Origin of the sequence: Bacillus halotolerans (assembly GCF_004006435.1) — a bacterium.
Taxonomy (GTDB): Bacteria; Bacillota; Bacilli; order Bacillales; family Bacillaceae; genus Bacillus; species Bacillus halotolerans.
This window is the reverse complement of record NZ_CP029364.1, coordinates 1,770,834-1,797,119: the sequence shown is the minus strand read 5'-3', so window position 1 is coordinate 1,797,119 and position 26,286 is coordinate 1,770,834. Positions and strand designations below refer to the sequence as shown.

The 26,286-nt window shown below is 43.4% G+C and carries 25 protein-coding genes and 2 pseudogenes; 19 read left to right on the top strand and 8 right to left on the bottom strand.

The features are described from left to right. Positions 1-3 precede the first annotated feature (3 nt). From DIC78_RS09020 to DIC78_RS09000, 5 genes and pseudogenes are all read left to right on the top strand, one after another. Positions 4-87: pseudogene (locus DIC78_RS09020) on the top strand (TlpA family protein disulfide reductase); the annotation flags it as partial. A gap of 218 nt (positions 88-305) precedes the next feature. Next, the gene (locus DIC78_RS09015; RefSeq protein WP_127696118.1) at positions 306-1,283 is read left to right on the top strand and encodes an alpha/beta fold hydrolase; all 978 of its coding nucleotides are present in this window, start codon (positions 306-308) and stop codon (positions 1,281-1,283) included. Between the two features lies 1 nt (position 1,284). After that, a complete protein-coding gene (gene ybdJ, locus DIC78_RS09010; RefSeq protein WP_101864815.1) occupies positions 1,285-1,956 on the top strand; it encodes a two-component system response regulator YbdJ in 672 nt (223 codons plus the stop codon). Beyond that, on the top strand, positions 1,953-2,939 hold the full coding sequence (gene ybdK / locus DIC78_RS09005) for a two-component system sensor histidine kinase YbdK (protein WP_167492249.1): 987 nt from the start codon (positions 1,953-1,955) through the stop codon (positions 2,937-2,939). Before ybdJ ends, ybdK begins: the two co-directional genes overlap by 4 nt. A 57-nt stretch (positions 2,940-2,996) precedes the next feature. Next, entirely contained in the window at positions 2,997-3,260 is a 264-nt protein-coding gene (locus DIC78_RS09000) for a hypothetical protein (RefSeq protein WP_038954136.1), read from the top strand. Here DIC78_RS09000 and DIC78_RS08995 read toward each other — a convergent pair. Continuing rightward, positions 3,245-4,015, bottom strand: a complete 771-nt coding sequence (locus DIC78_RS08995) for a serine/threonine-protein kinase (protein WP_106021154.1) — start codon at positions 4,013-4,015, stop codon at positions 3,245-3,247. The two genes, DIC78_RS09000 and DIC78_RS08995, sit on opposite strands and share 16 nt — an antisense overlap. Before the next feature lie 132 nt (positions 4,016-4,147). Beyond that, the gene (locus tag DIC78_RS08990) at positions 4,148-5,005 is read right to left on the bottom strand and encodes a hypothetical protein (protein WP_127696116.1); all 858 of its coding nucleotides are present in this window, start codon (positions 5,003-5,005) and stop codon (positions 4,148-4,150) included. 129 nt (positions 5,006-5,134) lie between these two features. Here DIC78_RS08990 and DIC78_RS08985 point away from each other — a divergent pair, with 129 nt between their 5' ends. The 4 genes and pseudogenes from DIC78_RS08985 (at position 5,135) to DIC78_RS08970 (ending at position 8,622) form a co-directional block, all read left to right on the top strand. Beyond that, positions 5,135-6,310, top strand: coding sequence for a DUF4885 domain-containing protein (locus DIC78_RS08985; protein ID WP_127696114.1), 1,176 nt, complete (start codon positions 5,135-5,137; stop codon positions 6,308-6,310). A 355-nt stretch (positions 6,311-6,665) separates the two neighbouring features. Next, positions 6,666-8,054: an amino acid permease gene (locus tag DIC78_RS08980; protein WP_024120047.1), complete on the top strand. Its 1,389-nt coding sequence runs from the start codon at positions 6,666-6,668 to the stop codon at positions 8,052-8,054. Between the two features lie 111 nt (positions 8,055-8,165). Beyond that, positions 8,166-8,414 carry a sigma-G-dependent sporulation-specific acid-soluble spore protein CsgA gene (locus DIC78_RS08975; RefSeq protein WP_010332841.1) on the top strand — a complete coding sequence of 83 codons (249 nt, stop codon included), beginning with the start codon at positions 8,166-8,168 and terminating at the stop codon, positions 8,412-8,414. A gap of 17 nt (positions 8,415-8,431) precedes the next feature. Further along, a pseudogene (locus DIC78_RS08970) lies at positions 8,432-8,622 on the top strand (DUF5370 family protein). 30 nt (positions 8,623-8,652) lie between these two features. Here the strand turns inward: DIC78_RS08970 and blaOXA are convergent. Continuing rightward, on the bottom strand, positions 8,653-9,459 hold the full coding sequence (gene blaOXA, locus DIC78_RS08965; protein WP_127696112.1) for a class D beta-lactamase: 807 nt from the start codon (positions 9,457-9,459) through the stop codon (positions 8,653-8,655). A gap of 159 nt (positions 9,460-9,618) precedes the next feature. On the opposite strand from blaOXA, the gene DIC78_RS08960 reads away from it, so the two are divergent. Continuing rightward, positions 9,619-10,872 (top strand): CYP152 family fatty-acid peroxygenase CypC, encoded by a 1,254-nt coding sequence (locus DIC78_RS08960; RefSeq protein WP_127696110.1) that lies wholly within the window; start codon positions 9,619-9,621, stop codon positions 10,870-10,872. A gap of 39 nt (positions 10,873-10,911) precedes the next feature. Here the strand turns inward: DIC78_RS08960 and DIC78_RS08955 are convergent, their stop codons facing one another. Continuing rightward, positions 10,912-11,172: a hypothetical protein gene (locus tag DIC78_RS08955; protein WP_024120051.1), complete on the bottom strand. Its 261-nt coding sequence runs from the start codon at positions 11,170-11,172 to the stop codon at positions 10,912-10,914. Positions 11,173-11,440: 268 nt separating this feature from the next. Here DIC78_RS08955 and DIC78_RS08950 point away from each other — a divergent pair, with 268 nt between their 5' ends. After that, positions 11,441-13,060 (top strand): glutamate/serine transporter AimA, encoded by a 1,620-nt coding sequence (locus DIC78_RS08950; RefSeq protein WP_024120052.1) that lies wholly within the window; start codon positions 11,441-11,443, stop codon positions 13,058-13,060. A 39-nt stretch (positions 13,061-13,099) separates the two neighbouring features. Here the strand turns inward: DIC78_RS08950 and DIC78_RS08945 are convergent, their stop codons facing one another. Both DIC78_RS08945 and glpT read right to left on the bottom strand, forming a co-directional pair. Continuing rightward, the gene (locus DIC78_RS08945) at positions 13,100-13,981 is read right to left on the bottom strand and encodes a glycerophosphodiester phosphodiesterase (RefSeq protein ID WP_095714522.1); all 882 of its coding nucleotides are present in this window, start codon (positions 13,979-13,981) and stop codon (positions 13,100-13,102) included. Positions 13,982-14,079: 98 nt separating this feature from the next. After that, on the bottom strand, positions 14,080-15,414 hold the full coding sequence (gene glpT, locus DIC78_RS08940) for a glycerol-3-phosphate transporter (protein WP_024120054.1): 1,335 nt from the start codon (positions 15,412-15,414) through the stop codon (positions 14,080-14,082). A 282-nt stretch (positions 15,415-15,696) separates the two neighbouring features. Here glpT and DIC78_RS08930 point away from each other — a divergent pair, with 282 nt between their 5' ends. From DIC78_RS08930 to DIC78_RS08920, 3 genes are all read left to right on the top strand, one after another. Then, on the top strand, positions 15,697-15,945 hold the full coding sequence (locus DIC78_RS08930; RefSeq protein WP_024120055.1) for a YbeF family protein: 249 nt from the start codon (positions 15,697-15,699) through the stop codon (positions 15,943-15,945). A 94-nt stretch (positions 15,946-16,039) separates the two neighbouring features. Further along, positions 16,040-16,957 (top strand): bifunctional helix-turn-helix transcriptional regulator/GNAT family N-acetyltransferase, encoded by a 918-nt coding sequence (locus DIC78_RS08925; RefSeq protein WP_127696108.1) that lies wholly within the window; start codon positions 16,040-16,042, stop codon positions 16,955-16,957. Next, entirely contained in the window at positions 16,954-18,207 is a 1,254-nt protein-coding gene (locus tag DIC78_RS08920) for an MFS transporter (protein ID WP_095714523.1), read from the top strand. The genes DIC78_RS08925 and DIC78_RS08920 overlap by 4 nt, the downstream gene beginning before the upstream one ends. Before the next feature lie 26 nt (positions 18,208-18,233). On the opposite strand, the gene DIC78_RS08915 is transcribed toward DIC78_RS08920, so the two are convergent. Both DIC78_RS08915 and DIC78_RS08910 read right to left on the bottom strand, forming a co-directional pair. Next, positions 18,234-18,662, bottom strand: a complete 429-nt coding sequence (locus DIC78_RS08915; RefSeq protein ID WP_127696106.1) for a hypothetical protein — start codon at positions 18,660-18,662, stop codon at positions 18,234-18,236. Between the two features lie 60 nt (positions 18,663-18,722). After that, positions 18,723-20,900 (bottom strand): glycoside hydrolase domain-containing protein, encoded by a 2,178-nt coding sequence (locus DIC78_RS08910; RefSeq protein ID WP_127696104.1) that lies wholly within the window; start codon positions 20,898-20,900, stop codon positions 18,723-18,725. Positions 20,901-21,350: 450 nt separating this feature from the next. Between DIC78_RS08910 and DIC78_RS08905 the strand changes: the two genes are divergently transcribed. The 5 genes from DIC78_RS08905 to DIC78_RS08885 all read left to right on the top strand — a co-directional run bounded on the left by DIC78_RS08905 (position 21,351) and on the right by DIC78_RS08885 (position 26,189). Next, a complete protein-coding gene (locus tag DIC78_RS08905; protein WP_127696102.1) occupies positions 21,351-22,409 on the top strand; it encodes an iron-containing alcohol dehydrogenase family protein in 1,059 nt (352 codons plus the stop codon). A 99-nt stretch (positions 22,410-22,508) separates the two neighbouring features. Next, positions 22,509-23,663 (top strand): phosphoribosylglycinamide formyltransferase 2, encoded by a 1,155-nt coding sequence (gene purT / locus DIC78_RS08900; protein WP_127696099.1) that lies wholly within the window; start codon positions 22,509-22,511, stop codon positions 23,661-23,663. Positions 23,664-23,812: 149 nt separating this feature from the next. Then, positions 23,813-24,751: a trypsin-like serine peptidase gene (locus DIC78_RS08895; protein ID WP_105955631.1), complete on the top strand. Its 939-nt coding sequence runs from the start codon at positions 23,813-23,815 to the stop codon at positions 24,749-24,751. Continuing rightward, positions 24,714-25,118 carry a DUF2606 family protein gene (locus DIC78_RS08890; RefSeq protein ID WP_024120063.1) on the top strand — a complete coding sequence of 135 codons (405 nt, stop codon included), beginning with the start codon at positions 24,714-24,716 and terminating at the stop codon, positions 25,116-25,118. Before DIC78_RS08895 ends, DIC78_RS08890 begins: the two co-directional genes overlap by 38 nt. Positions 25,119-25,292: 174 nt before the next feature. Beyond that, complete coding sequence (locus DIC78_RS08885; RefSeq protein ID WP_127696097.1) at positions 25,293-26,189, top strand: enantioselective carboxylesterase CesB; 897 nt, start codon at positions 25,293-25,295, stop codon at positions 26,187-26,189. The last annotated feature ends 97 nt before the right edge of the window (positions 26,190-26,286 follow it).

Here is a 26,286-nt window from a genome sequence, read left to right as displayed (position 1 = left end):
AGGATGAAAGCTGAACAAATAATAAAAGAATGGCCAATTCATTTGCCCTGGTTGAATCAATCACAGAATGATTTGACATTCTTGTCAGTATGTATGGCAAACGGTCCTTCCTATAAGCAGGAAGGTTTTTTTAATCATGAAATATTTTTTTATTAGTGGGTATATTCATCAAATGTTCTGCTATGCTCCAAATGTACACCTTTCCGTAAGGGCAAAGTCAAATATGAAAATAAAACTGTTCCAAAGTTAATCAGTTATTTATTTTCATATCGTATCCTTTCAGTATCACGTGAAAGGAGCATCATATGAAAACGTTATGGAAAGTCGTAAAAATCTTTTTTGGCAGCATAGGTGCTTTGATTTTGCTTGCAGCCGTCTCGGTCTTTATCTACCACCATTACCAGCTAAATAAGGAAGCAGCACTCCTTAAAGAAAAAGGCACATTAGTCGATGTTGACGGTAAAAAGATGAATGTGTATCAAGAGGGAAGCGGGAAGGATACGTTTGTGTTTATGTCTGGTTCGGGGATTGCTGCGCCTGCTTATGAGATGAAGGGGTTGTACAGCAAGTTTTCAAAAGAAAACAAGATTGCTGTAGTGGATCGTGCGGGCTATGGCTACAGCGACGTGTATGATGATGACAGAGATATTGATACAATATTAGAACAGACGAGAAAAGCGCTTCTGCAAAGCGGGAATAAGCCTCCTTATATTTTAATGCCTCATTCCATATCCGGGATTGAAGCGATTTATTGGGCGCAGAAATATCCTGAGGAAATTAAGGCGATTGTTGCGATGGATATTGGATTGCCTCAGCAGTATGTCACGTATAAAATGAGCGAGATTGACAGACTGAAAGTGAGAGGGTTTCATCTGTTAACCTCGATTGGTTTTCATCGATTTATGCCTTCCGCAGTATACAATCCTGAGGTGATTCGTCAGTCATTTTTAACTGATGAAGAAAAAGAAATCTATAAAGCCATTAATTTTAAGCAATTTTTCAATGCTGATATGGAGCATGAGCTGTTACAGTCTGACCAAAATGGCAGCAAATCTGTAAATTTGCCGGCGCCAAAAGAAACTCCCGTCCTCATTTTAGATGCGGTCTCTGACCAAAATAGAAATTCAAAGTATGCCATACAAAACCGAAAAGATTATGAAGCGTTTGCGGCTCAATTTAATACAGCCGATATAAAGGAACTAAGGGGAACACACAGTATTTATTTATATCAGCCCGATCAAATATATAAACTTTCCATGGAGTTTATTAGAAAGGTTCGCTAAGATGAAGGGTTATCATATTTTAATCGTGGAAGACGATGTCATGATTGGTGATCTGCTGCAGAAGATTTTGCAGCGTGAGGGATATCATGTGATGTGGAAAACAGATGGAGCGGATGTGCTTTCGGTCATTCAGAAGGCTGATTTGGTCATTATGGATGTGATGCTGCCGGGTGAGGACGGGTATCAAATGTCTAAGAAAATAAAAGATTTAGGGTTAAACCTTCCTATTATTTTTCTGTCCGCCCGCAATGACATGGACAGCAAGCTTCAAGGGTTGAAAATTGGCGAGGATTACATGGTAAAGCCTTTTGATCCGAGAGAGCTGCTGCTGAGAATGAAAAATATGCTTGAGCATCATTATGGCACCTTTACGCAAATCAAACATTTGTATATTGATGCAGACACCAAAAAGGTATTCAATGGGAGTTTGCACCATGAAGTGCTGTTTACCGCGATTGAGCGGAAAATATTCTTTTATCTGTATGAAAACAGAAACAATATTTTAACAAAGGAACATTTCTTTGATTATCTATGGCAGCTTGAAGACAGAAATCCGAATATCGTGAATGTGCACATTAAAAAAATCAGAGCGAAAATTAATGATGTAGCGGGTGAGATCATTGAAAATATCTATGGAGAAGGGTATCGGCTGAATACCGTTGTGAAGAAATGAAGCTAAAGACAAAATATCAGCTGTTATTATGTACGGCCGTCATTAGTGTCCCGGTACTGTTGCTGGCGGTTAGCATTTTGATGTCGGTGATTTATGACAGCATGTTTAAACCGATCAATCATGGCATGCCCTTTCACAGGTCTTTTGCGTATCCGGCAATGCTGGCCGTATTTTTATTATCACTTTTATTGTTAGCTTTTTTATTTTCAAAATCGATCCATTCTCTGCTGCGTAAAATCAATCTATTGAATCAAACCATTCGGCATCTGGCGAGTGATCAAAAGGTGCCCGATAAAATAGAAGTGAAACGCGCTGATGAAATTGGCGAATTGATCAAGTCGGTCAACTTGTTAATTGAACGGACAACGTACCGGGAACTGGAACTAAGACAGCGAGAGGAAATAAAAAAGGAGCTGCTGCAAAAACTAAGGCATGATATCAATACACCTTTAACAGCTCTCAGGCTGCAGTTATTTTATTTGGAGAGCCAGTGCCAGGATCAAACCGCATTTGAATCTTTGTACCAGCAAATTGAATATATTGCGGAATTAACGAATGAATTCAATCATTACTCAGCCGAAACGTTAGAGAGTTCTTATATTGTAAATGACGAAGTCAATATTTCTGATCTATTAGAAACCACAGTGAAAAAGTGGGATTATTTATACAGTATCAATGGCATTGAATTGCAATTTAAGCCGTCAGGTCAAAGTTTGATATGGATGAGCAACAGTTTATGGATCCAAAGGTTATTCGATAACATTTTTCAAAATACGCTAAAGCATTCGAAAGCTGAAAAGCTGGAAGTCACGATAGAAAAAGGAGCTGTTTCGATTCGCGATGATGGCATTGGATTTGATAGAGATCAAGATAGTAACGGGCTTGGGTTGAAGATTATTGAGGATATATGCCGGTTGCTTCATATTAGCTATGAGCTGCAGACAAATGAAAATGGGACTGCGTTTTTGTTTTCAAAAAAGTGATCCGGCTATGTTTTTCTTTCTTCCGAACAATTATATATAATAGGAAGCAGAAAAGGGGTGAACAGCATATGTTTAAAAAAATCATCAAAACGATCAAGTACCTCTCAAGCAGCTCGAGTGATCGCCATCGCAGACACCGGCATTACAGCAGCAGCCGGCGCCGCCATTACCGGAGCTACAGCAGCAGCTCTGGCAGAAGAAGACATTATGATCGTTATGGCGGCAGCCACCGCTACAAACGCCGGAGCTACAGCAGCAGTTAATCGCAAAAAAAGTTCTTGTTCCGCATTGGGACAAGGGTTTTTTTATGTCACTGATTGAATCGCACGCTTCAGGTCTTCGCGAATGGAAGCCGTGTGCTGATACTCTTCATCAATGCCCAATAATTTTTTCAGCAGCAGGGTTACTTCTTTTGTCAGCGTTAATTCCTCCAGCCAAGTGGCGTTTTTCTTCTTTTTCCCTTTATATTGAGAGTACAGCAGGAACAATAGGGTTTCTCCGAGATCGAAGAAGTCATCCTGTTTTCTGAGCTTTAATTCCTCATCTTCTTCATGAGATAACTGTTTGGCAAGGCCGAAATCGATGAGACATACGTTACCGTGATTCATCATAATGTTTGGCGTTCTGATGTCAGTGTGAAAAATGAGACGTTCATGCAGGTATTCTACAATGTCCAGCAGCTGAGACATCAGCTGTAATGCCATCAGCTCTGTAAACGGCTGTTTTTGAAAAAATAACAATTCCTCTATATTATCGCCCTCGACCAGCTGCATGACATAGTAGGCTTGTCCGTCTATGATGAAGTCTTCTATGAAGGCCGGGATTTGCGGGTGGCTGATGCTTTTGAGCAGACCAATTTCCTGCTGAAATCGGACTCTTTCCTTTTGTTTTTTGGCTTTTGTCGGACGGAGCTGTTTTAAGACGTACGGTGTTTGCGTATGGATATCGGTGCACACATAAACCAAGCCGTAGCCGCCCATGCCGAGGCATTCTTCGATTTTGTATTGGTTGTTCAGTATGACGCCATTCTTCAGTGGGCGGTCAAATAATAGCTTTTTTAACTGTTTTAATGCCATTCGCGCTGCACTTCCCTTGGTTGTACTGATTATAGTTTATCAAAACAATTGCATCTTGGGCTAAGTCTATTCTATGGAAGCTTAGCATAAAAAAGAGCCGGATCATGGAATCTGAGCCAGCTCAGTATGACATTAAAACTGCTTTGTGACATCGTATTGATAATCTATTTTTGCCTTTACATTACTCATCGTTGATTTCGCAGTCGCTAATGTATTGTATTTAAAACTCCATACCTTTGCCGCACTGAGTTGGTCTGTTAAGGATATATCATAAGATCCCGAAGTTGAGCTATTCACAAGAGCACGGCGCCATTCGCTGTTTTCACTCGTCATGATGATATGTCGTGTATTTCCCTGGCTTGGTGTTTGAGTAGCGGTTGTTTGGACTCTTGTTACAGTGGCATCACGAGGAATTCCTGATTGGTTTGTTAAGTCAAGCTTGATGACGCTGGAGTCAGAACCTGAGGGGCTAAGGCTTGTATTTCCTTTATTTTCAGCCACGCCGCTGAATTGGAACGTTCCGCTGCCGGATTTGATCCGGTCTTCAATTGAAAGTGTGAAATACATGTTTCCAGTATAGGTGCCGCGGGACACTTTCACATAGAATGTATCAGTGGTGTTTTGGGCGTCGGCATTTGCATAAATAAAAGAAGAAAATGTATTAGGATTAATGACTTCTGTGCCTTGCGAAACAGGTACTCTGTTCTTATCGTAAATTTCGATTTTCATCCCTGTGTACGCACTCTGGTATGTACTTCTTACGTATACTTTTTCTCCCTTATTGGCTGTAAATGTGAAATAGGCTTCATCTTGTCCGGCTTCCAGTATCGTTGTGTCTATATTCTTATATTTCCAATATCCGATTGGGGCTGCTGTATCAAATGAATTGTTCCCTGCAATGGCAGTGATTCCGGCTGCGGAAGCAGAATAAGTACAAGTAAATAGAACTGACAGCATGATAGCGAATTGAATGATCCATTTTTTAGCCATGAGAAAACCTCCTTTTTTTTCCATCATACATAATAAAGTTTCAAGTGTAAATAAATGTTTTAAGAGGTTAATATATACAAAGAATTTGCCGATAAATAGAGAAGAGAGAATTATTCAGGAGGGAATCGAATGCGTCTGGATCGTCAATATATCCGCACCCAGCTCATGGCACAGAATATCACAAAAAAGGTTTCGGCTGATAAAGGCAGGAGTACATCTGCAGAGGTGCTGGAAAAGGCATACAGCCGGCTTGAGACACGGTCCTCTGAGAAGGGAATCGATCGGCTCAATTACTCAAAAACCAGTGTAGCGGGGAACAACGGGACTTTCAGCAAAGTGTTTCAATCAGCAAATGACCGAACAGTGACAGACACAGGGGAAGAAACTGTGATTCGATCCAATAATCCTTATGAATCTGAGAGCGATATTCGAATCAAAATTCTAGATGAAAAGTACAGCCGGATGAATGCGATAAACAAAACGAAGTCCGATCCTTTAGGTTATATAAAGGATAAGTATCAAAATTCGAAGTCTCCTTATTTCAGAAGTGATCTGTCAGCTGCAGAAAGACAGGCTGCTTACGATAATGAAACAGAATGGCTATTCAAAGGAAAGGCGCAAAACTATAACCTCCAGGATGCAGCGTTTCGCAATCTTACGTTTAATGGGGAAGTGGAGTCCGAGAATGCAAAGGTGTTCCAGCGAAGCCAAGTTAACCAACAGCTTCAAGTGCTCCTGAATCGGAACCATATTCAAATCCCGGCGGGTACAGAACTTACGTTTACCATTACACCCATCGATTATAAGGTAAAGGTGAGCGGAACAGACGACAAGGAGCTCATCGGTCAAATTGAGCGATTGCTGCAATCTGGAGACAACAGCAAAGAGCTGTTTTTACATATCTTGAAAAGCCAGACCAGCGATTCAGCACAATATTCCGAAGCGGCGTATCAAAAGTACCAAGCAGTTCGTGAGATGTACGAAGTCACAGGCTACCATTTGAAGGATTTAGAAGTTGTCGATGGCCGATACATCACACCTGACGGACGAGATCTTTTAGAGGTATATAAAGAAAAACTTGAGAATGATCCTATGCAAAAACAAACTGCTTCCTATGCTATATCTCACTATGGTTCACAGCTCAGTAACATTGCGGAAATCGGGTATGATGCTATCCCTGATTTCATTCTGTCAATTGGCTACAGGAATGGGTCATTGAGAGATTTGGGGCAAAGCAAGGGCTATGGGACAGGTGATACAGAGTGGCTTGAAACATTAAAACGTCAAACCGGCGTGAATTATTAGGTAAGCTGTTCATCGTGAACAGCTTATTTTTTTATGCCCATCTCTTGAAAGCAGCTGTATCATGCATCGTTTTCAATATTGTCATGATTTCATTATATTCATATAAAAGATTTTAATTAAAGTGATAGATCAAACCCATTGAATGAAAGTGTTTACCTGAAAAAAACAATTGTATTTTCCAGAGAAATTTATTATGATAAAATAAGTAATTTTGGAGATTATCTAACAATTTTATGATTGAATTTTCTGATATTTGTAGCTTAATAAGAAATGAAGAACGTTTTGGAGGCTGGTCGGCCTTGATCCTATTTCGGTTGAGCTGTACATGTATTCGTTTTTAAGAGGAGGAAGCGGAGTGGAAAATAAAGAATTGAAGAGGGGTTTGAGCGCCCGTCATATTCAGATGATTGCCTTGGGCGGTACGATCGGTGTTGGTTTATTTATGGGTTCTGCCAGCACGATTTCATGGACTGGCCCTTCTGTCCTTCTGGCTTATGCGATTTGCGGAATTTTTATCTTTTTTATCATGCGTGCAATGGGTGAAATGCTGTATGTGGAGCCGAGTACCGGTTCTTTTGCAACATTCGGCCATAAATACATTCATCCCCTTGCTGGTTATATGACGGCGTGGAGCAACTGGTTCCAGTGGATTATCGTCGGCATGTCAGAAATTATCGCAGTCGGTTCTTATATGAAATATTGGTTCCCGGATTTGCCTGCTTGGATACCTGGTATCGTAGCTATGGCAATTCTCGGTGCGGCGAACTTAATTTCTGTTAAGTCGTTTGGCGAGTTTGAGTTTTGGTTTGCGATGATTAAAATCGTGACGATTATCTTAATGATTATTGCCGGAATCGGGATTATCTTCTTTGGCTTTGGCAACGGCGGAGATGCTATCGGTTTGTCTAATCTGTGGTCTCACGGAGGCTTCTTTGCGGGCGGTTTCTCAGGATTTTTCTTTGCATTGTCTCTGGTTATTGCGGCTTATCAAGGGGTTGAGCTGATCGGGATTACTGCCGGAGAAGCAAAGGACCCGCAAAACACGCTGCGCAACGCGATTCAAAGCATTATCTGGCGTATTTTGATTTTCTATATCGGTGCTATTTTTGTGATCGTGACGGTATATCCTTGGGATGAGCTGAATTCACTTGGAAGCCCGTTTGTGTCTACGTTTTCTAAAGTTGGAATTACAGCAGCGGCCGGCATTATTAACTTTGTCGTTATCACGGCGGCGATGTCAGGCTGCAACAGCGGGATATTCAGCGCGGGACGTATGCTTTATACATTAGGTGTCAATGGACAGGCACCGAAATTCTTTGCGAAAATTTCTCGCAATGGTGTGCCGCTGTATGGCACAATCGCGGTGCTGATCGGATTAGCTGTCGGCGTTGTGCTGAACTATGTTGCGCCGCCGAAGATTTTCGTTTATGTATACAGCGCAAGCGTGCTGCCGGGGATGATTCCTTGGTTTATCATTTTGATCAGCCACCTCGGATTCAGAAAAGCGAAGGGCGCGGCGTTAGATAAACATCCGTTCAAAATGCCGTTTGCACCTTTCACAAATTATTTGACGATTGCTTTCTTGCTGATGGTTCTTGTCGGCATGTGGTTTAATGATGATACTCGGATATCTCTAATTGTAGGGGTTATTTTCTTAGCTCTTGTGGTCATCAGTTATTATGCTTTTGGAATTGGGAAGCGCGTGCAGGCGGATCTTACAAAAAGAAATCAAGCAGCTGAATAATACAGGAAAAAGAGACATTGACTGATGTCTCTTTTTTCATTTTTTACGTATGGATTTTTCTCATTTCAGCAACCTATAGGATATAGAACGCAAAGGAAAGGTGCTTATACTATGGATGTTACACTCGGTTATTTGCGCGAGTCACTTTCAAATCATCTTGAAAACGAAGTCTGTCTGCGGATTTGCAAGAAGATGCTGGCGAAGCGCTATGCCAATGAAGAGGAGTTTGTAAAGGATTTGGATGACGATGAGATGTCATATTTGAATCAGGTGCTGGAAAAGGAAATTAAGTATGCCCAAGACGAACAGGATCAAAAACGGGCCAAGGAATTAAATGAGGTGTATGAATTACTGCTTTGAGAAAGGCGGGAATGAAATTGGGTGCGATTGAACGAAGCGGATATACGTTCAGCCGGAGTTTAGTGTCGTCCGGCAAAATGGGGCGATCCACGTGTATCATCATGGAGAATTTGTTGAAGAAATTGAATTCGAGTTTAACGGAAATTACCCGGGTCATGATTTGATTGAAGAGCTTGTGAATCATTATTGCTTTGAGCATGACATTTAAGAGCCCTGTACGTTTGCAGGGCTCATTCATTTATGAAGTGATCAGGCCATATTTTTTTAGAATATCAATTGTGATGTTTTTGGCTGTTGTACCGGAGTCATCAACATTTGTGACAAACGTATAGGAGCCGTGCTCTGTTTTGATGAATCCGACAAACCATCCTAATTCCATGTCTGTCAGGCGGGTTCCGGTTTTACCGTAAAGCGTATAATGATCTCCTTCTTCTTGAATCATCATGCGTTTGACCGTTTTCATGACCGTTTTGTCAAACGGGAGCTTCTCTTTGTAAAGCTTCTCCATAAAGGCTTCTTGTTCCAACGGAGAAATTGTCAGAGAGCTTTGCAGCCAAAACTGGTCGATTCCGCCGCTGATATCTTCGTTTCCGTATGACAGGGTATGAAGCCATGTTTTCATTCTTTCCTCGCCGATGTCCCTCGCTAATGCTTGGTAATACCATATGGCAGATTCCCGCATGGCTGAGCCAAGTGTATGGTCGCGGTTCCATGATTCGAATTCGCGTTTGACGCCATCCCAGCGTTTGACATCGTATTCATCCCGGACGGCTTTTACCAAGCCGATTAAGGCATTGGTCACTTTAAAGGTAGATTGCGGAGTTTGTCTTTTGTTGGCCCGTTCCTTGTTGTAGACAAATGTCTTATCCTTTTCTAAATCATGAAGGATGAAGGTTCTGTCAGTATCCTTGAACTCCTTATCCACATCCATTCGGCTGACATTCAGGTGTTTTTTTGTTTCATTGGCGGGCGCTTTTGCATGAACGGACAAACCTCCTGTCACGGCAATGACGAGCACAAGAAAAGCATATATCCATTTCTTCACTTTGATCTCCCCTTTGTTTTGATCATCTATCTTTTCTCCATTTCTGCTTTTCTACCTTTAAAAGTAATGAAAAAATGCTTGGAGACAAATACTGTAATGGGGTTTATCTTCGTGAGATAACGTGAAAACAGAAGTAAAAAAGGAAGGCAGGGTTGCGGGATGAATGAGCAGATTCCACATGACAAAAGCCTCGATAACAGTGTGGCTTTGATGCGGGAAGGATATTTGTTTATAAAGAATAGAAAAGAGCATTACCATTCGGATTTGTTTCAGGCACGCTTGCTTGGAAAAACATTTATTTGTATGAGCGGCGCGGAGGCTGCGAAGGTATTTTATGATACCGAACGGTTTCAGCGGCAGGGTGCTCTCCCGAAACGAGTGCAGAAATCGCTGTTTGGCGTCAATGCAATCCAGACAATGGATGGCGACGCTCATATTCATCGGAAGCTGCTTTTTCTGTCATTAATGACACCGCCCCATCAAAAACGGCTGGCTGAGCTGATGACAGAGCAGTGGGAAGCGGCTGTTACAAGATGGGAAATGGCGGATCAGGTTTTGTTGTTTGATGAGGCAAAAGAAATCTTATGCCGGGTGGCTTGCTATTGGGCGGGTGTTCCGCTGAAGGAAACGGAAGTGAAAGAGAGAGCGGACGATTTTATCGACATGGTAGACGCGTTCGGTGCTGTGGGACCGCGGCATTGGAAGGGAAGAAGAGCGAGACCCCGAACAGAAGAGTGGATTGAAAAAATGATTGAAGAGGTCCGCGGCGGCAGGCTGAAAACTGAAAATGGTTCAGCGCTGCATGAAATGGCTTTTTATACGCAAGAGAATGGGAGCCGGCTTGATGCCCGCATGGCAGCCATCGAGCTCATTAATGTGCTGCGTCCGATTATAGCGATAGCTTACTTTATTTCGTTTTCAGCGTTGGCGCTGCATGAACACCCGAAGTATAAGGAATGGCTTCGTTCTGGAGGCAGTCAGGAAAGAGAAATGTTTGTGCAGGAGGTGCGCAGATTTTATCCCTTTGGGCCGTTTTTAGGAGCCGTTGTCAAAAAGGATTTTATATGGAATGATTGTGAGTTTAAAAAGGGTGCATCAGTGCTGCTTGATGTGTATGGAACGAATCATGATCCCCGTATGTGGGACAAGCCTGATGAGTTCCGGCCTGAGCGATTTAAAGAGCGGGAGGACAATCCGTTTGATTTCATCCCTCAAGGCGGGGGCAATGCGGAGAAGGGCCACCGCTGTCCTGGGGAAGGGATTACCATTGAAGTGATGAAAGCGAGCCTGGATTTTCTCGTGAATCAGGTTGAATATGACGTGCCAGAACAATCGCTGCATTACAGTCTTGCCAGAATGCCGTCATTGCCTGAAAGCGGATTTGTGATGAGCAGCATTAGACGGAAAAGCTAAATATAAAAGCTCTCTTCCTTTTCGAAGAGAGCTTTTTGATTACTTCTTTTTTTCATCGTAGTATTGAACAGGATACATGGAGCCTTCGGATACCATTTTGTTGTCCTCAATGTCATGCGGGTGCGGGTGACCGGCTTTATCGACTGGGAACGTTTCCATATCTGGTTGTTTTGTTATCTTCATTTTCATGCTGTGAATGAATTCTCTTGCCTTTTGGCGGTTTGACGGGTCTTTTAATAGATAAGAAGTGATGCCGACAGTTGAAACAGCGAGACCGGAAAGTAACAGCTTTTGTTTCATGGTAATAACTCCTTTCTATTTTAAAAATAATGTTTCCTGTATCATTCCCGTTCTGCTTAAGGCTAAACCTCTGTGTATTTTATCAATTGTTTTATAGAAAATTCTATTTTAGGTAAAGTTAGTTACTTAATTCCTATATTGGAAGGCGAGATACATTGATTTTTTATTATTTTAGCTATCATTCGATAAATATTGACAAAGTAAAGTAATCAGAATAATAATATAACTTAGCAACAGAATGTCATCATACATGAAAGGTGTTTACGATATGAATCAGTTACATCGAAGAATGGGAACGTTTGCCCTTATGATGGTCGGGCTCGGGTCGATGATCGGATCAGGCTGGTTATTTGGGGCGTGGCGCGCTGCCCAAATTGCGGGGCCTGCTGCTATTATTTCATGGGTTATCGGCATGATTGTTATTTTATTTATTGCTCTTTCTTACAGTGAATTAGGTTCTATGTTCCCTGAGGCAGGAGGAATGGTGAAATATACGCAATATTCACACGGTTCGTTTATCGGATTTATTGCAGGCTGGGCCAACTGGATTGCAATTGTATCCGTTATTCCTGTTGAAGCTGTAGCCTCTGTTCAATATATGAGTTCGTGGCCATGGGAATGGGCGAAATGGACAAGCGGTTTGGTGAAAAACGGAACGCTGACAGGAGAAGGATTGGTGTTCGCTTCTGTTTTGCTGCTGATTTATTTTCTGCTGAACTACTGGACAGTCAATTTGTTTTCGAAAGCGAATTCATTAATTACGATTTTTAAAATCATTATTCCAGGCCTGACAATTGGCGCTTTGCTCTTTGTCGGATTTCATGGAGAAAACTTTACAGCGGGCCAAAGCATTGCACCGAATGGCTGGGCAAGTGTTCTGACTGCGGTTGCGACTTCAGGTATCGTGTTTGCGTTTAACGGATTTCAAAGCCCGATCAATATGGCGGGAGAAGCCAAAAATCCCGGGAAATCGATCCCGATTGCGGTTGTCGGTTCTCTGTTAGTTGCGACAGTCATTTATGTGCTGCTGCAGATTGCTTTCATCGGAGCGGTGAATCCGTCTGATATCGCTCACGGCTGGAGCCATCTTAATTTTAATTCTCCTTTTGCTGATTTGGCGATTGCATTAAATATTAACTGGCTTGTCATCGTATTATATGCGGATGCTTTTGTGTCACCTTCCGGAACAGGTATTACGTATACGGCGACGACTTCCCGCATGATTTACGGAATGGAGAAGAACAAATACATGCCGAGCGTGTTTGGCAAGCTTCATCCGATTTACGGCGTTCCGCGCCAAGCGATGTTTTTTAACTTGATTGTTTCGTTTATCTTTTTGTTCCTGTTCAGGGGGTGGGGTGTGTTAGCGGAAATTATTTCTGTAGCCACGTTAATTTCTTATATCACCGGCCCGGTTACAGTGATGACATTGAGACGGACAGGGAAGGATTTGTACAGGCCTCTTCGATTAAAAGGCTTAAGCGTGATTGCGCCGCTTGGATTTATCTTTGCGTCGCTCGTGCTGTATTGGGCGCGCTGGCCGTTAACAGGGCAAGTTCTGTTTATTATTTTGATCGGACTTCCGATTTATTTCTATTACCAGGCCAAGGCGAAATGGAAAGGATTTGGCCAAAACTTTAAAGGTGGCATATGGATGGTGTTTTACCTGCTTGTCATGATGATGATTTCCTATTTGGGCAGTGACAAATTCGGCGGTCTGAACGTCATTACGTATGGCTGGGATATGGCCTTGATTGCCTTTGTATCGCTCGGTTTCTATGTGTGGGCGCTGAAGAGCGGATTCAAGACAGAGTATTTGAAAGATGCGAAGGAGATTAATAGCCAGCTGGTAAGCGCACAGTCAGAAGCTGCTGCGGGAAAAGAATAAAAGAAAAAACCTTGCGCTGTGGGCGCAAGGTTTTTTCTTTCAATAACCCTTTTTTACTTTGTGGAAAAGGTCAGGATAGTTGGTGAACACTCCTGTCACTCCCCAGTCCAGCAGGCGGCGCATATCTGCTTCTGTATTGACTGTGTAAGGATGCAAAAGCAGACCGTGGCTGCGGATCATGCGGACATTTTCTGCATTCAACGCTTTATAATCCGGACCTGCGCCGACAGCGTAGGTTTTGATTTCCTCCAAATCAGCATCTGTCATTGAAGCTATTTGCTTTGCTTCCATCAATTGAACAGTCGGCAAGTTAGGCTGTAATTGATGAATTTTTAACAGGCTTTCTTTGCTGAACGATTGGATGATCACTTGGCCGCGCTTGGAATGCTTGCTTAGCAGTTTATGCTTCTGTAAGGAAGCGATCAGTTTTTCCTCCATGCCTGGATAGGTGTCAGGCGATTTTGTTTCAATGTAATAGTTCGCATGTTTGCCAAAACGGTTTAATACCTCTTCTAATGTAGGAACTTTAAGGCCGGCGTACTGCGGCTTCGCTTTTGCCGGGTAAGCTTCATTAAACCAAGAGCCGGCATCAAGTTTCTTAATCTCCGCGAGCGTATGATCTTTCACCCAGCCCGTGCCGTTTGTGGTGCGGTCCAGTTTTTCATCGTGCATAACAATGAGTTGCCCGTCTTTTGTCATCTGTAAATCCAACTCAATATAATCGGCTTTCATTTTCTGAGCGGTTTCGTAAGATAGGATCGTGTGCTCAGGCACATATCCGGAAGCCCCTCTGTGCGCGACTGTCAGGATACGGTCAGGAGACAGCAGGTTTCCTTTTGAGGCTGCTGAAACTGGTGTAACCATAAACGACAGCAAACCAAAAGATAGCAGAACCAAAGCTAGTAATCTATTTTTTCTCATCTTTTCTTCCTCCTTATGAACAAGCAGTAACAGCTTTTATGTTAGAAAACGGATGTAAATGGCATGTTGGAAAAATATTAATCTTTTATAATCTTTTCTTAAACATGCTCCGCCCGTTTTCCCGTATTCCATGTCAAAGCCAAGAACACGATGGCCAGTATACAAGATGAGATCAGCATGATGAAGCCGCCGTTCCAATCAAATCGGTCAACGACAAATCCCATAATCGCGTTTGCGAAAGCAGACCCGCCGATGTATCCGAAAAACCCGGTCAAACCAGCTGCAGTTCCGGCTGCTTTTTTCGGAGCAAGATCAATGGCTTGCAGACCGATGAGCATCACAGGTCCATAGATTAAGAAGCCGATACTGATCAGAGCGATGTTGTCTACCAGCGGATGGCCGGCCGGATTCAGCCAGTACACCAATACGGCAATGAAAACACCTGCCATAAACAGAACGCCTGCCGGTGCGCGGCGGCTCTTAAAGAAGCGATCGCTGATCCAGCCGCACAGGATCGTTCCCGGTATGCCGGCGTATTCGTAAAGGAAATACGACCACCGGGAGTCTTCAGGAGAGAACCCTTTGGCTTCTGTTAAGTAAGTAGGCGCCCAGTCCACTACGCCGTACCGCACAAAGTAAACAAATACATTTGCAAATGCGATGTACCAAAGAAACTTATTATTAAGTACATATTGAAAAAGGATTTCTTTTGTCGTTAATTCTTTTTCTTGATCTTTGAAAGCGTGTTTTGGATAGTCGTTCCGGTACTCTTCAATTGGCGGAAGCCCGCAAGATTGAGGGGTATCCCGCACCAAAAGGACAATTAAAAATGAAATCAGAATCGCAATAATGGCAGGGAAGAAAAACACGCTTTTCCAAGTGACAAACATAGCAATTCCAAGAGTGACAAGCGGAGCCAGGATCCCGCCGCCAATGTTGTGAGCGACATTCCAAATCGACATCTTCGTGCCGCGTTCACTAATAGAAAACCAATGGGCCATCGTTCTGCCGCATGGAGGCCAGCCCATTCCTTGGAACCATCCATTGATAAACATAAAAATAAACATGATGGTGACGCTCGAAGTTACCCAGGGCATAGAAACAAAAAGAATATTAACAATTGCAGATAAAAATAAGCCTGTCGCGAGAAAATACCTCGGGTTGCAGCGGTCGGACACCATGCCCATAATAAATTTACTAAAGCCGTATGCAATGGATACGGCGGCCAGCACCAATCCAAGCTCGGTTTTTGAAAAACCTTGTTCCTGCAGATAAGGAATGGCAAAAGCAAAGTTTTTCCGCAGCAGGTAATAGCCTGCGTAGCCGATAAAAATACCTAAGAATACTTGCAGCCTGAGCCGTTTATATGCTGCATCCGTCTTTGAATCATCCAGTCTCTCAATGTGCGGAGCCGGTTTAAATAAGTGAAACATCAAATCATCCCCTTTGCTGTTTGTGTTGGATGTGTGGCGTGCCCTCCTTCTGAAAAACAAAAAGAGCCAGAAAACACCCCCTTGTCAAAAGGGGTGGAATTCCTGGCTCTCCTCATCTCCATCCAAGCTATTAACTTATCGTGATAGCGCTTTCTTAAATTATCATAGTCTGGAGTGAATGTAAACGGGTAATTTTAAATTGTGTGAAAAAGTAAATGTTATCCTTTTGGTAGTTATGTTTTTTTACAAATAACATAAAAATCTGGGGGGAGGCTGTTGCAGGTGGATAAATTAGATATCGCATTCGGCATTTTACCGTTAGCAATTATTGTGTTATCGGTCGCCGGGACTTATGTTTGTAAAAATGTATATATGATGCCGTTAGTTAGTTTGATCATTTCTCTCGTGCTTACGTTTACGGTTTTTAATCAATCTTTTTTGGGATGGGCCGTTGTCTATAGCTTGTTTTCGCTGATTTTATCGTATATTACATTGATGGTGTTGAGGAAGAGGAAGGCATCTGGAAAATGAAATTTTCCTCCGCTTTTTTGACATATCGTTGACTATAGCAACTATATGTGATTATAATTGCTTTAATCAACGATATAAGAAAGTGGGGAGAAGTTTGAAAACCAATGAATCAGCAACGGGCTTAAAATTCAGAAAGTTCAATCGTTTTTACACGAATGTTCTTGGCTTCCTTAACGAACACATTTATGACAGCCCGTTTTCCTTAACGGAGACACGGATTTTGTTTGAGATTTACAATACGCCAAATTGTACGGCGAAAGATCTTCAGGATAAGCTGGGGCTTGACCGGGGATATGTCAGCAGAATACTGAAACAGTTTGAAAAAGAAGATTTGATTTATAAAGAGAAGAGCAAAGCTGATGCCCGCCATCATTATATATATGTGACGGAAACGGGGGAAGCCATTTATAAAAAGCTTGAGAAGAAAGCGAATGAACAGGTTGAGCTGATGCTGAAGGAAATCGATGACAAAGAGCAGCACAAGCTTGCGACGGCTATGGAGGAGATTGAAGCCATATTGTCTCAGTCGCTCTCATCCAGGTCATCAGGCATTTCAATCAGAGATTATTATCTTTCGGATGATATTCACCTTCTCATTGAAAAGCAAAGGCAATTTTATGCAGAGACTCATGGCTGGGATGATACATTTTTAGCTTATCTCCATGAGACATTTGATGCGGAAATTGAGAAGATATGGATTGCGGAAAGCGGCGGAAAATTTGCAGGCTGTGTGGGATTGGTCAAACTAGATAAAAAGACGGTGCAGCTGAGATGGTTCTTGGTTGATGCCGCGTTTCGAGGCAGAGGGCTGGGCACACAACTGCTTGAGCATCTCGTTACATATAGCAGAGAGAGGAAGTTTGAACGGATTTTTCTTTGGACAGTGAGCAGTATGGCTGAAGCCCGTCCGCTTTACGAGAAATTTGGATTCAGACTGAGTGAAGTGAAAGAAGAAACGCCATTATGGGGACAGCATCTGACAGAAGAACGATGGGATTTAGAGCTGTCATGAAAAGACTCCACTATGCTTGGATCATCGTTTTTATCACCTTTTTGATTTTATTGGCCGTACAAGGTGTGCGCCTGTCGTTTGGTGCGTTTGTCGAGCCTTGGGAGCGGGAGTTTTCGCTGGATAGGGGCACTATCTCGCTGATTTCAACGCTGAGCTTTATCGTTTACGGGATATCCCAGCCTGTGATCGGGCGGCTTGTGGACAGATGGGGCGCACGGGCAGTTTTATCATGGAGCACGTTACTGACCGGGATCAGCATTTTCTCGACATGTTTTATCACTTCACCGTGGCAGCTCTTTCTGCTTTACGGGTTGGGGGTGTCACTCGGAGTTGGCGGAGCGTCGAATGTAGCAACAAGTGTGCTGGTGGTGAATTGGTTCAGCAAAAAGCGCGGCCTTGCCTTTGGAATCATGGAAGCGGGCTTTGGAGCGGGGCAAATGCTGCTGGTTCCCGGCTCGCTTATGCTGATCCATTGGTTTAGCTGGAAGCTGACGGTTGTGGCATTGGGGTTGCTGTTAATGGTCATTGTCCTTCCGGCAGCCCTTTTATTGCTGCGAAATCATCCTTCAGAAAAAAATGAAGAGCCGATCGGCGGGACTGCTGAGGAGGAGTTAGAAACAGGATCAAAAACCAAAGCAGGCTCAGTAACCGCGATGTTTCGTATGAAGCAGTTTTGGCTGTTGATCCTTCCATTTTTAATCTGCGGCTTTACGACCGTCGGGCTGATGGATACCCATTTGATTCCCTTTTCTCATGATCACGGTTTTTCTACGACTGTTACGAGCGCCGCTGTCAGTCTGCTGGCCGGTTTTAATATCGCTGGTATCTTACTGTCCGGAATCATAGCGGATCGGTGGAGCAGCCGGAAAATCCTCTGTTTTTTATATGCGGTGCGCGCGCTGTCGATTGTAATTCTGATTTACAGCCACGAACCCTACTTGCTTTTAGGCTTTGCGGTTCTGTTTGGATTGGTGGACTTTGCAACGGTAGCGCCGACGCAAATGCTTGCCACCCAGTACTTTCAGAATTACTCGATCGGCCTCATGATCGGCTGGCTGTCACTTGCCCATCAAATTGGCTCTGCCCTCGGAGCGTATGTGCCCGGCGTCATTTATACCGTAACAGGTGAGTATACGCTGGCTTTTTATTTATCGATTGGAATGCTTGTGCTTGCAAGCGTGATGAACGTGATGCTGAGGGAGCCTGCGGCGATGAATCGTGACAGTGCGGCTGTGATGGAGAAGGTATAAGAGAGAAAAAGCATCTCTGGCGAGGATTATTCAGAGATGCTTTTTTTGTATTTTTGTTCTAATACGAAGTCGATCATACCGACAATGCGGGTGTTTTCGGATTTTTGTTTGAAGTTTTGGGAGATTTGAATTCTTTTAGCATTTGCAAAAGATGCAACAATCCAAAACAAGCCGATTAACGCAAACAACATTTGTATAGACATGGCTATTAAGTCATTATAATGAGTGCTGAAAAAAAATATATATAGTGTTATTAATGTGACTGAAAATACGATTTTAATAGAATGCTTGAATGTGAGTTCAGGTTCAGTTAAGCACATTTTCATTTGATTTAATGTCAATGAATCTTGTTTCATAAGATATGTCAATAATTCATTATCATTATTTCTGACAGGAAACAATTCAGTTTCAATTTTTTTGACTGTTTTCCTATAAGTTTGCATATCAACTTTCATGTAGAATCCTCCTTGAAAATAAATCCATGAATACTCATAGAGTATTCATGGATTATAAAACTATCTAAAAGCTGCTAATAACGAACCGAACAGTACTGCCGCTGCTCCTGCCTCAGGTGCTAAGAGTACTAAAGCACCAATACCTACAACTACAATAATACCTGTACCTACCAGCAGCATGTTGTTTACAATAGTATCCCAATTTGGTGTGTATACTTCTTCTTCCGAATCTGGTAATCTAAAGTGCTTCTGTTTTATTTTAAACGTAATCGTAGTCGTAAGTCCAGTTGTAGCACTGTCACCTACTGGAATATCAGGCGTATAGATTTTAAATTGAATATTTAATGATTGAGCAGTTGGATTTACATAAACCTCCAGATAACCATTACGTACTGACAAGCTGAGACTGTTTAAAAGGTTTTGATAAGAATCAATTTGTGACGCAGTGAGAGACGTTTGGGTATCGCCCAATAAACCCGTGATATAGGCACCTGGTTTACCATTTGTAATGGTAATTGTGTTTGGTGAGCCTTCACTTGGTATGGTTGCCAGAAGTGATGTGGATAGAATAATATCCAACTCTGGTGATGTGAAAATGGTTTCTGTCGTATCAAATTCAAACATCGCGTTTGCGAGACCTGATAGATTTTCTAAAGCTGGAATGGTAGATAAAATGTCTGTCAGTGTACGCAGTCTTGCATCATATACCGGATCAGACGGTGGATTTACATGGCTTACTCCAGAGTCTTTTCCTGAAAAGCCGTCTTTATCAATCCCGATGCTTCCAGAACCGCTTCCGATTGTTACTTCATAAAATTGATCAAAGGCCCAGTTATTTGGCATCGGATAGCCGAGATTGCCGCTGAAGCCAGTTGACATATTTGCCACAAAACTATACTTTGTGAGTCCTGCTTCTTGGGTTCGGATACAAATATTTCTTGGTCCGTATACGCCTATTTCGTATTTAGGCGCAGTAGAAAACGTCTGCATTTTCGCAAAAGCTGACTTGATTTCCTGGAAATAAGGAATAATTTTATCTGTTACTTCATAATCGTAGGCATCAAAATCGACAGCAAAATAAATGGTCGTGCCTGACGGGAAACCTAATCTTCGAGCCGCTGAAGCAGCACTGTACGCATCTCTTGTGCCTTGGTCTTTTACAAAATAAGAAGATTGATAGCCGCCGTCTTGATAAATCGGAAAGATGTTTAATCCGGCATCAAAAATAACTGCAAGTTCTTGAGATGTCAGGGCTTTTGATGTGAGGCCGCTGCTTGTCCGCACATTTCCGGTTAAATATCTGCCAACTGTTTTATAACCGTTATTCCGCAGTGTTTGGGCTTTTTCTGCAGTAATAATAGTAGCGGTGTCACAAGCTGAAGCGGCGCGTGTTGTGTCTCCTGAGCTTGATAATAAAGCTTTAATGGTCGGCATATCTGCATAACCTGTTTGCGGCAGGCACATGAACTCTTGAAATGCTTTAACGGCTGAAACAACACCGACGCCATATTTGCCGTCAAACTCACCAGGGTCGAATGATTTTCCGTTGCAATAAAGGGCGTACTGAACAATTAAAATAAAGCCTGTTCTTGAATCACCGGGAGTTAAAGTAGGGCATAAGCTTGTTGTGCCGTTTCCGAAAAATCCATTGGCGACACTTGTGCTCATACCTTCTTCTTTTTGCAAAGCATAAATAAGGGCCTTGTTGGTATCGCGGGCATACAGTCCGTCACAAGGCATTAGGCCGATATAGTCATTGTAGTCCCGGTTTAAGTTTTGTTGTATCTGACGGATTCTTGAATCGCCCCCAGACACTAGTTTAAAAGCGCTCATGTCCAATAAGGCTTTCATAATCAAGGTGGTGACAATTCCGTCCTGAGTTGTCAGTCCTGCAGCTTTCTGAAACTCCTTCACCGCATTTTCTGTTTTTTCGTAAAAGACGCCTGTAAAACCGCCGGGATTAAAGCCTTTGCACCATAAAGCCCCCTGTAAAATAAAATTCATGTTGCTTGGTTTTGAATCTGGAGCTTGGCGTTTAAGAGGCTTAAATAAGCGCTGTGTTGTCGGCCCGAAGTTATCAGCTGGCTCTGAGATACCTAGTTCAATTTGAAGCGCCCGAGTCAGACCGTAGATCGTATCCCACCCAGTTTTCCCGCTTTCTTCTACTGGGTTATACCCATGTTTGCCCCTGTACGTCTCGTTCAGCCACTGCTGTGTGATTAAAACCATTTCATCCATTTCGATTCCTCCTTCTTTAGATCGCGTTCATTTATAGGTGGCAAACGTAGGACGAGTTTAAAAAAGGATGCCAATACGGCATCTTTAAAACCCGTTCCTCTTTCCATTTCGCTTTCAGCTCTGAAAAGTAGAGTCCTAGTGTAAGCGCCCCTCCAGAAGAGCAATCCGTGTCATTTTTTCCTGCAGAATCAAGATAGAAGAGATGATTGTGATAATCGGCATCATGTAAATATAAGCGCTAAAAGAGAGAGCAGGTAGGAGACATTTGCGCGTCAGTACTCATCCGGTTCCCGCATCACAAGAAGGGAAACTGCTCTATTAGGCGGGATTAAAGGGGATGAACCATTTTTCAGCGTTTATGCCATTGGCGGGTGGTTTGCGGGGAAAGCGGATTGACACCATTTGAAGGAGAGTGAGATGATTGATGAAAAAATGGAGGAGAGATGAGAGATGCAGCCAGAAGATATTGTCCGAAGCGGTCCGAATCAATACATATGCAAACAAGGAATTGTAAAAGAGCTGCCGGCATTTGTGAAGGAATGGAAGCATCCTGTTGTTGTAACGGGCATCAAGTCGTATGAGGCGTTTCAAAAGTATGCTGCGATTCCGCCAGAGTGGAGAGTGATTCAGCATAAAGGGTACAGCTCGCCTGAAGCAATAAGGGAGATTGCGGAACAAGCGGCATCTGCTGATCTCATTATCGGGATTGGCGGCGGAACAGTGTTAGACACGGCAAAAGCTGTTGCAGATCATATGGATATCGAAGTCATAACTGTTCCGACAATCCCTGGAACTTGCGCGGCAAGCACGCCGCTGAGCGTGATCTATGATCAAGAAGGCAACTTTATCCGAGTTGATTATCATAAACGTTCCAGCTATTTGACACTCGTCGATCCGTTATTGCTGCTTTCTTCTCCTATCGAATATGTCAAAAGCGGAATTGGCGACACGCTTGCGAAGTGGTATGAAGCGGAAGCCATTATCAGAAATACGAAGGAGCCTGTTTCATTAATGGTCGAAGCAGGGCTTAGGCAGTCTGTCTATATTCGTGATCTTTTGTTGCAGGAAAGCCTTAAGGCTGTTGAAAGCCTTGAGAGAGGGGAAGCCTCGGCTTCTTTCACAGCTGTAGCAGAAACCATTATTACTTTGGCAGGAACTGTAGGCGGTTATGCCGGACGCTTCGGCAGGATGGCGGGTGCCCATGCGGTTCACAACGGTCTGAGTTTTATCCCGGAAACCCATCATGTACTGCACGGACAAAAGGTGGCGTACGGCATACTGATTCAGCTTGCGCTTGAGAAGAGAAATCAGGAAATTGAAGAGCTGATTCCGTTTTATCAGCAGCTTGGCTTCCCGGTGAAACTGAGTGATTTAGGCATTCATAAGGATCAAGAGCAAGCGAAGAAAGTCCTTGCGGCTCATGCGTGCAAGCCGGAAGAATCGTTATGTTTGATGGGTTCTTTTTGTGAAGCGGATGTTGTGGCGGCAATTAATGTATTGGAATCATAAGCTAAAATAAGGGTTTTCTTATTTTAGCTTTTTTATTGCGAAATTTATTTTTTGAATATTTCAGTTATAATGGTTTTTGAACAGATAGGAGGGGCAAAGATGTATCAATCAAAGAAGGTTTTATTGTTAGGCTCAGGTGAACTGGGGAAAGAGGTTGTGATTGAAGCCCAGCGTCTCGGGGTAGAGACGGTGGCGGTAGACAGCTACGAGCATGCTCCGGCGATGCAGGTGGCGCATAAAAGCTATGTCATTGACATGCTGGATCGTGAGCAGATCAGACACATTATTGAGAAAGAAAAACCTGATTTGATTGTGCCTGAGGTTGAGGCAATCGCGACGGATGAATTGCTGAAGCTTGAAGAGGAAGGATTTCACGTGATCCCAAATGCGCGTGCAGCAAAGCTGACGATGGATCGGGAAGGCATCAGGCGGCTTGCGGCAGAAACGCTCGATCTTGCGACGGCAGACTATGAATTTGCGAATACATATGAAGAATTTGTACAGGCTGCAGCTCATATCGGCTTCCCTTGTGTCGTCAAACCGTTGATGAGTTCTTCGGGAAAAGGCCAAAGCGTATGCCGCTCAGAAGCGGACTTGGAGAGCTGCTGGGAGACGGCGATGGAAGGCGGACGAGTGAAGAACGGACGCGTGATCGTCGAGGAGTTTATCCCGTTTGAATCAGAGATTACACTCTTAACTGTGCGTGCAGTGAACGGTACGGTATTTTGTGCGCCGATCGGCCATGAGCAAAAGGATGGAGACTATATCGAATCATGGCAGCCTCATCATATGACAGAGCAGCAAATTGAAGAGGCGAAGCATATTGCGAAAGCCATTACTGATGAGCTTGGCGGGTACGGTCTGTTTGGTGTTGAGCTTTTCCTTGCGAAAGACAAGGTGTATTTCAGTGAGGTGTCTCCTCGACCGCATGATACAGGTCTTGTGACGCTGGTGACGCAAAATTTGTCGGAATTCGCGCTGCATGTCCGGGCGATTCTCGGCTTTCCGATTACAGAAATCACACAGCTTTCTCCAGGCGCCAGCCGGCCCCTCAAAGCACCGGAAGAGTCAGCGGATTACACTGTTGAAGGTTTGGAAAACGCGCTGGCAGTGCCAAAGACGCAAGTGCGCGTATTTGGAAAGCCGATAACGAAGGTCGGACGCCGTATGGCGGTTGCGCTTTCTGCGGCTGACACTGTTGGAAAAGCGCGAGAGAACGCAAAGAAAGCGCTGGATCAACTATCGATTCAATAAACATGAAACAGACGGGCACTGTCTTGATACATGGCCCGTTTTTTTATCATCCCGCCAAAAATTGTATCATAAGAATCAAATTCTTGATTATAATGTAAAAGTCTTCCAATGAAAAGGCTGGTTGACACAAAAGGAGGGGGATGACTAAAATGAGAGTAGTCTCAAGATTCAGAAAAAAATGCTTTGCAGGGTTTATGATTTTGTGTTTGGCAACGGCAGCGGCGGTATCTTTCGGAACGCCGGCAGAAGCGGCGGAGAACCCGCAAACCTCTGTCTCCAATACGGGAAAGGAAGCTGAAGTCAGCAATAACCAGACGTCGAAAGCGGAATTGGTTTCTGATCCTTATGAAGGAACCGGAAAAACAAGCAAAACATTACACGAGCTCATAGAATCAGAAAAAAACATTAAATCCTTAAAGCCTTCAAGTGTAATTGGATCTGATGAACGCGTCAGAATTTCAGGCACTACGTCATTTCCTTACAGAGCAACGGTTCAGCTATCTGTCAAATATCCCAATACCTCAAGCACTTATGGATGCACAGGCTTTTTAGTGAACCCGAATACTGTGGTAACGGCCGGACATTGTGTGTACAGCCAGGATCACGGGTGGGCTTCTTCGATCACTGCTGCGCCGGGCCGCAATGGTTCATCCTATCCATACGGCACTTATTCCGGCACGATGTTTTACTCCGTTAAAGGATGGACGGAAAGCAAAGATACCAATTATGATTACGGTGCAATAAAACTAAATGGTTCTCCTGGCAACACGGTTGGCTGGTATGGTTATAGAACAACAAACAGCAGCAGCCCCGTCGGCCTCTCTACATCAGTTACAGGATTTCCGTGTGACAAGACTTTCGGCACCATGTGGTCTGATACAAAGCCGATTCGCTCTGCGGAAACGTATAAGCTGACCTATACAACTGATACGTACGGCTGCCAAAGCGGCTCGCCTGTTTACCGCAATTATAGTGATACGGGGCAGACGGCCATTGCAATCCATACCAACGGAGGATCGTCATATAACTTGGGAACAAGGGTGACGAATGATGTATTCAACAATATTCAATATTGGGCAAAGCAATAAATACGGTAAACTGGCCGTTTTCATTTCTATTTTGTTTTTATGCGGATGCAGCTCTCAGGCGCATTCAGATTCTGCTCAGAAAGAAACAACGATTCCTGTGACCCTTCATGTGGAAGACGATGCCGGGTTACCGATGGAAGGCGTTCAAGTGACGATTGTCAAAGCGCCGGCATCAGATCAGGAGCCGAATACAGAGATCGGTGAGATTCTCGGTTTGACAGACAAAAACGGAGACATCACATGGGATACCGGGAAAAAGGGTGACTATTCCATCGCCTTGACGAAGAATGAAACGTCTGTGACACATCAAGTGTCATTAACAAAGGACAAAAAAGATAAGGTTATTCCATTAGTCTTTAAAGAATAGACGGTTTTCCTTCAAGTTTAGGAAGAGCGTCTTTTTTTTATTGATCTTCGTATATGATCAAACTATATACTGGAAAATTGTTATATGAGATAATAAGAATGGGTATTTTTTCTTACAAGAAAGGGCAGTCTCCTTTCTCTATATATAAATGAAAGTCGGAGGAAAAAGAAAAAGATGAAACAGGATTCGATGCAGCTTGCCGCGGCTGAAGGCGGTACATGCTTTTACCAGGCTTATGATGAAAGCCTTTCTTTGTGGCCGATTGATTCGGAAGCTTTCTATGTTTCTACTCGTTTTGGAAAAACACATATCATGGCAAGTGGGCCAAAGGACGCACCTTCGCTTGTACTGCTTCACGGGGGGCTCTTCAGCTCTGTCATGTGGTATCCGAATATCGCCGAGTGGAGCGGTCAATATCGTACATATGCAGTCGATATAATAGGAGACAAAAATAAAAGTATACCATCAGCCTCTCTGAATACGAGAGCTGATTGCGCTCACTGGCTGAAAGATGTTTTTGATTCGCTTGGACTGGAGACAGCACATCTGGCCGGATTTTCCCTTGGCGGGCTTCATACAGTGAACTTTCTGCTTGATATGCCTGAAAGAGTGGAACGAGCGGTTGTCATGAGTCCTGCTGAAGCGTTTATATCATTTCATCCGGATGTCTATAAATATGCCGCAGGCCTTAGTGAGCCGAGCGGGGCTGATGCTTACATCAAGTGGCTGACAGCTGACCGCTATCAGCTTCATCCCATGCTGCAAAAGCAGATAAAGGCTGGAGTCAAGTGGCAGGATGAGAAAAGAAGCCTGACACCGAGAGAAAATGGCTTCCCGTACGTGTTCACAGACGCGGAGTTAAAGTCGATCACGGTTCCGATGCTGGTGATGTTCGGTGAGCATGAGGTGATGTACCATCAGCAAATGGCTTTAGAAAGAGCTTCTGTATTAGTCGCGGGGATTCAGACGGAAATGGTCAAGAATGCGGGACACCTGTTACCTCTGGAGCAGCCGGACTATGTCAATAAACGTGTAATGTCATTTTTAGGCGAAAATGAAAAGAGTACATAAATTGAAAAGACTGGCATTCATTGTTCAAAAGGTAACAAATGTTGTATAATAATAGAATTTGAGTGCTGCTTTTTTTCTGGCAGTCTATGTTATCATG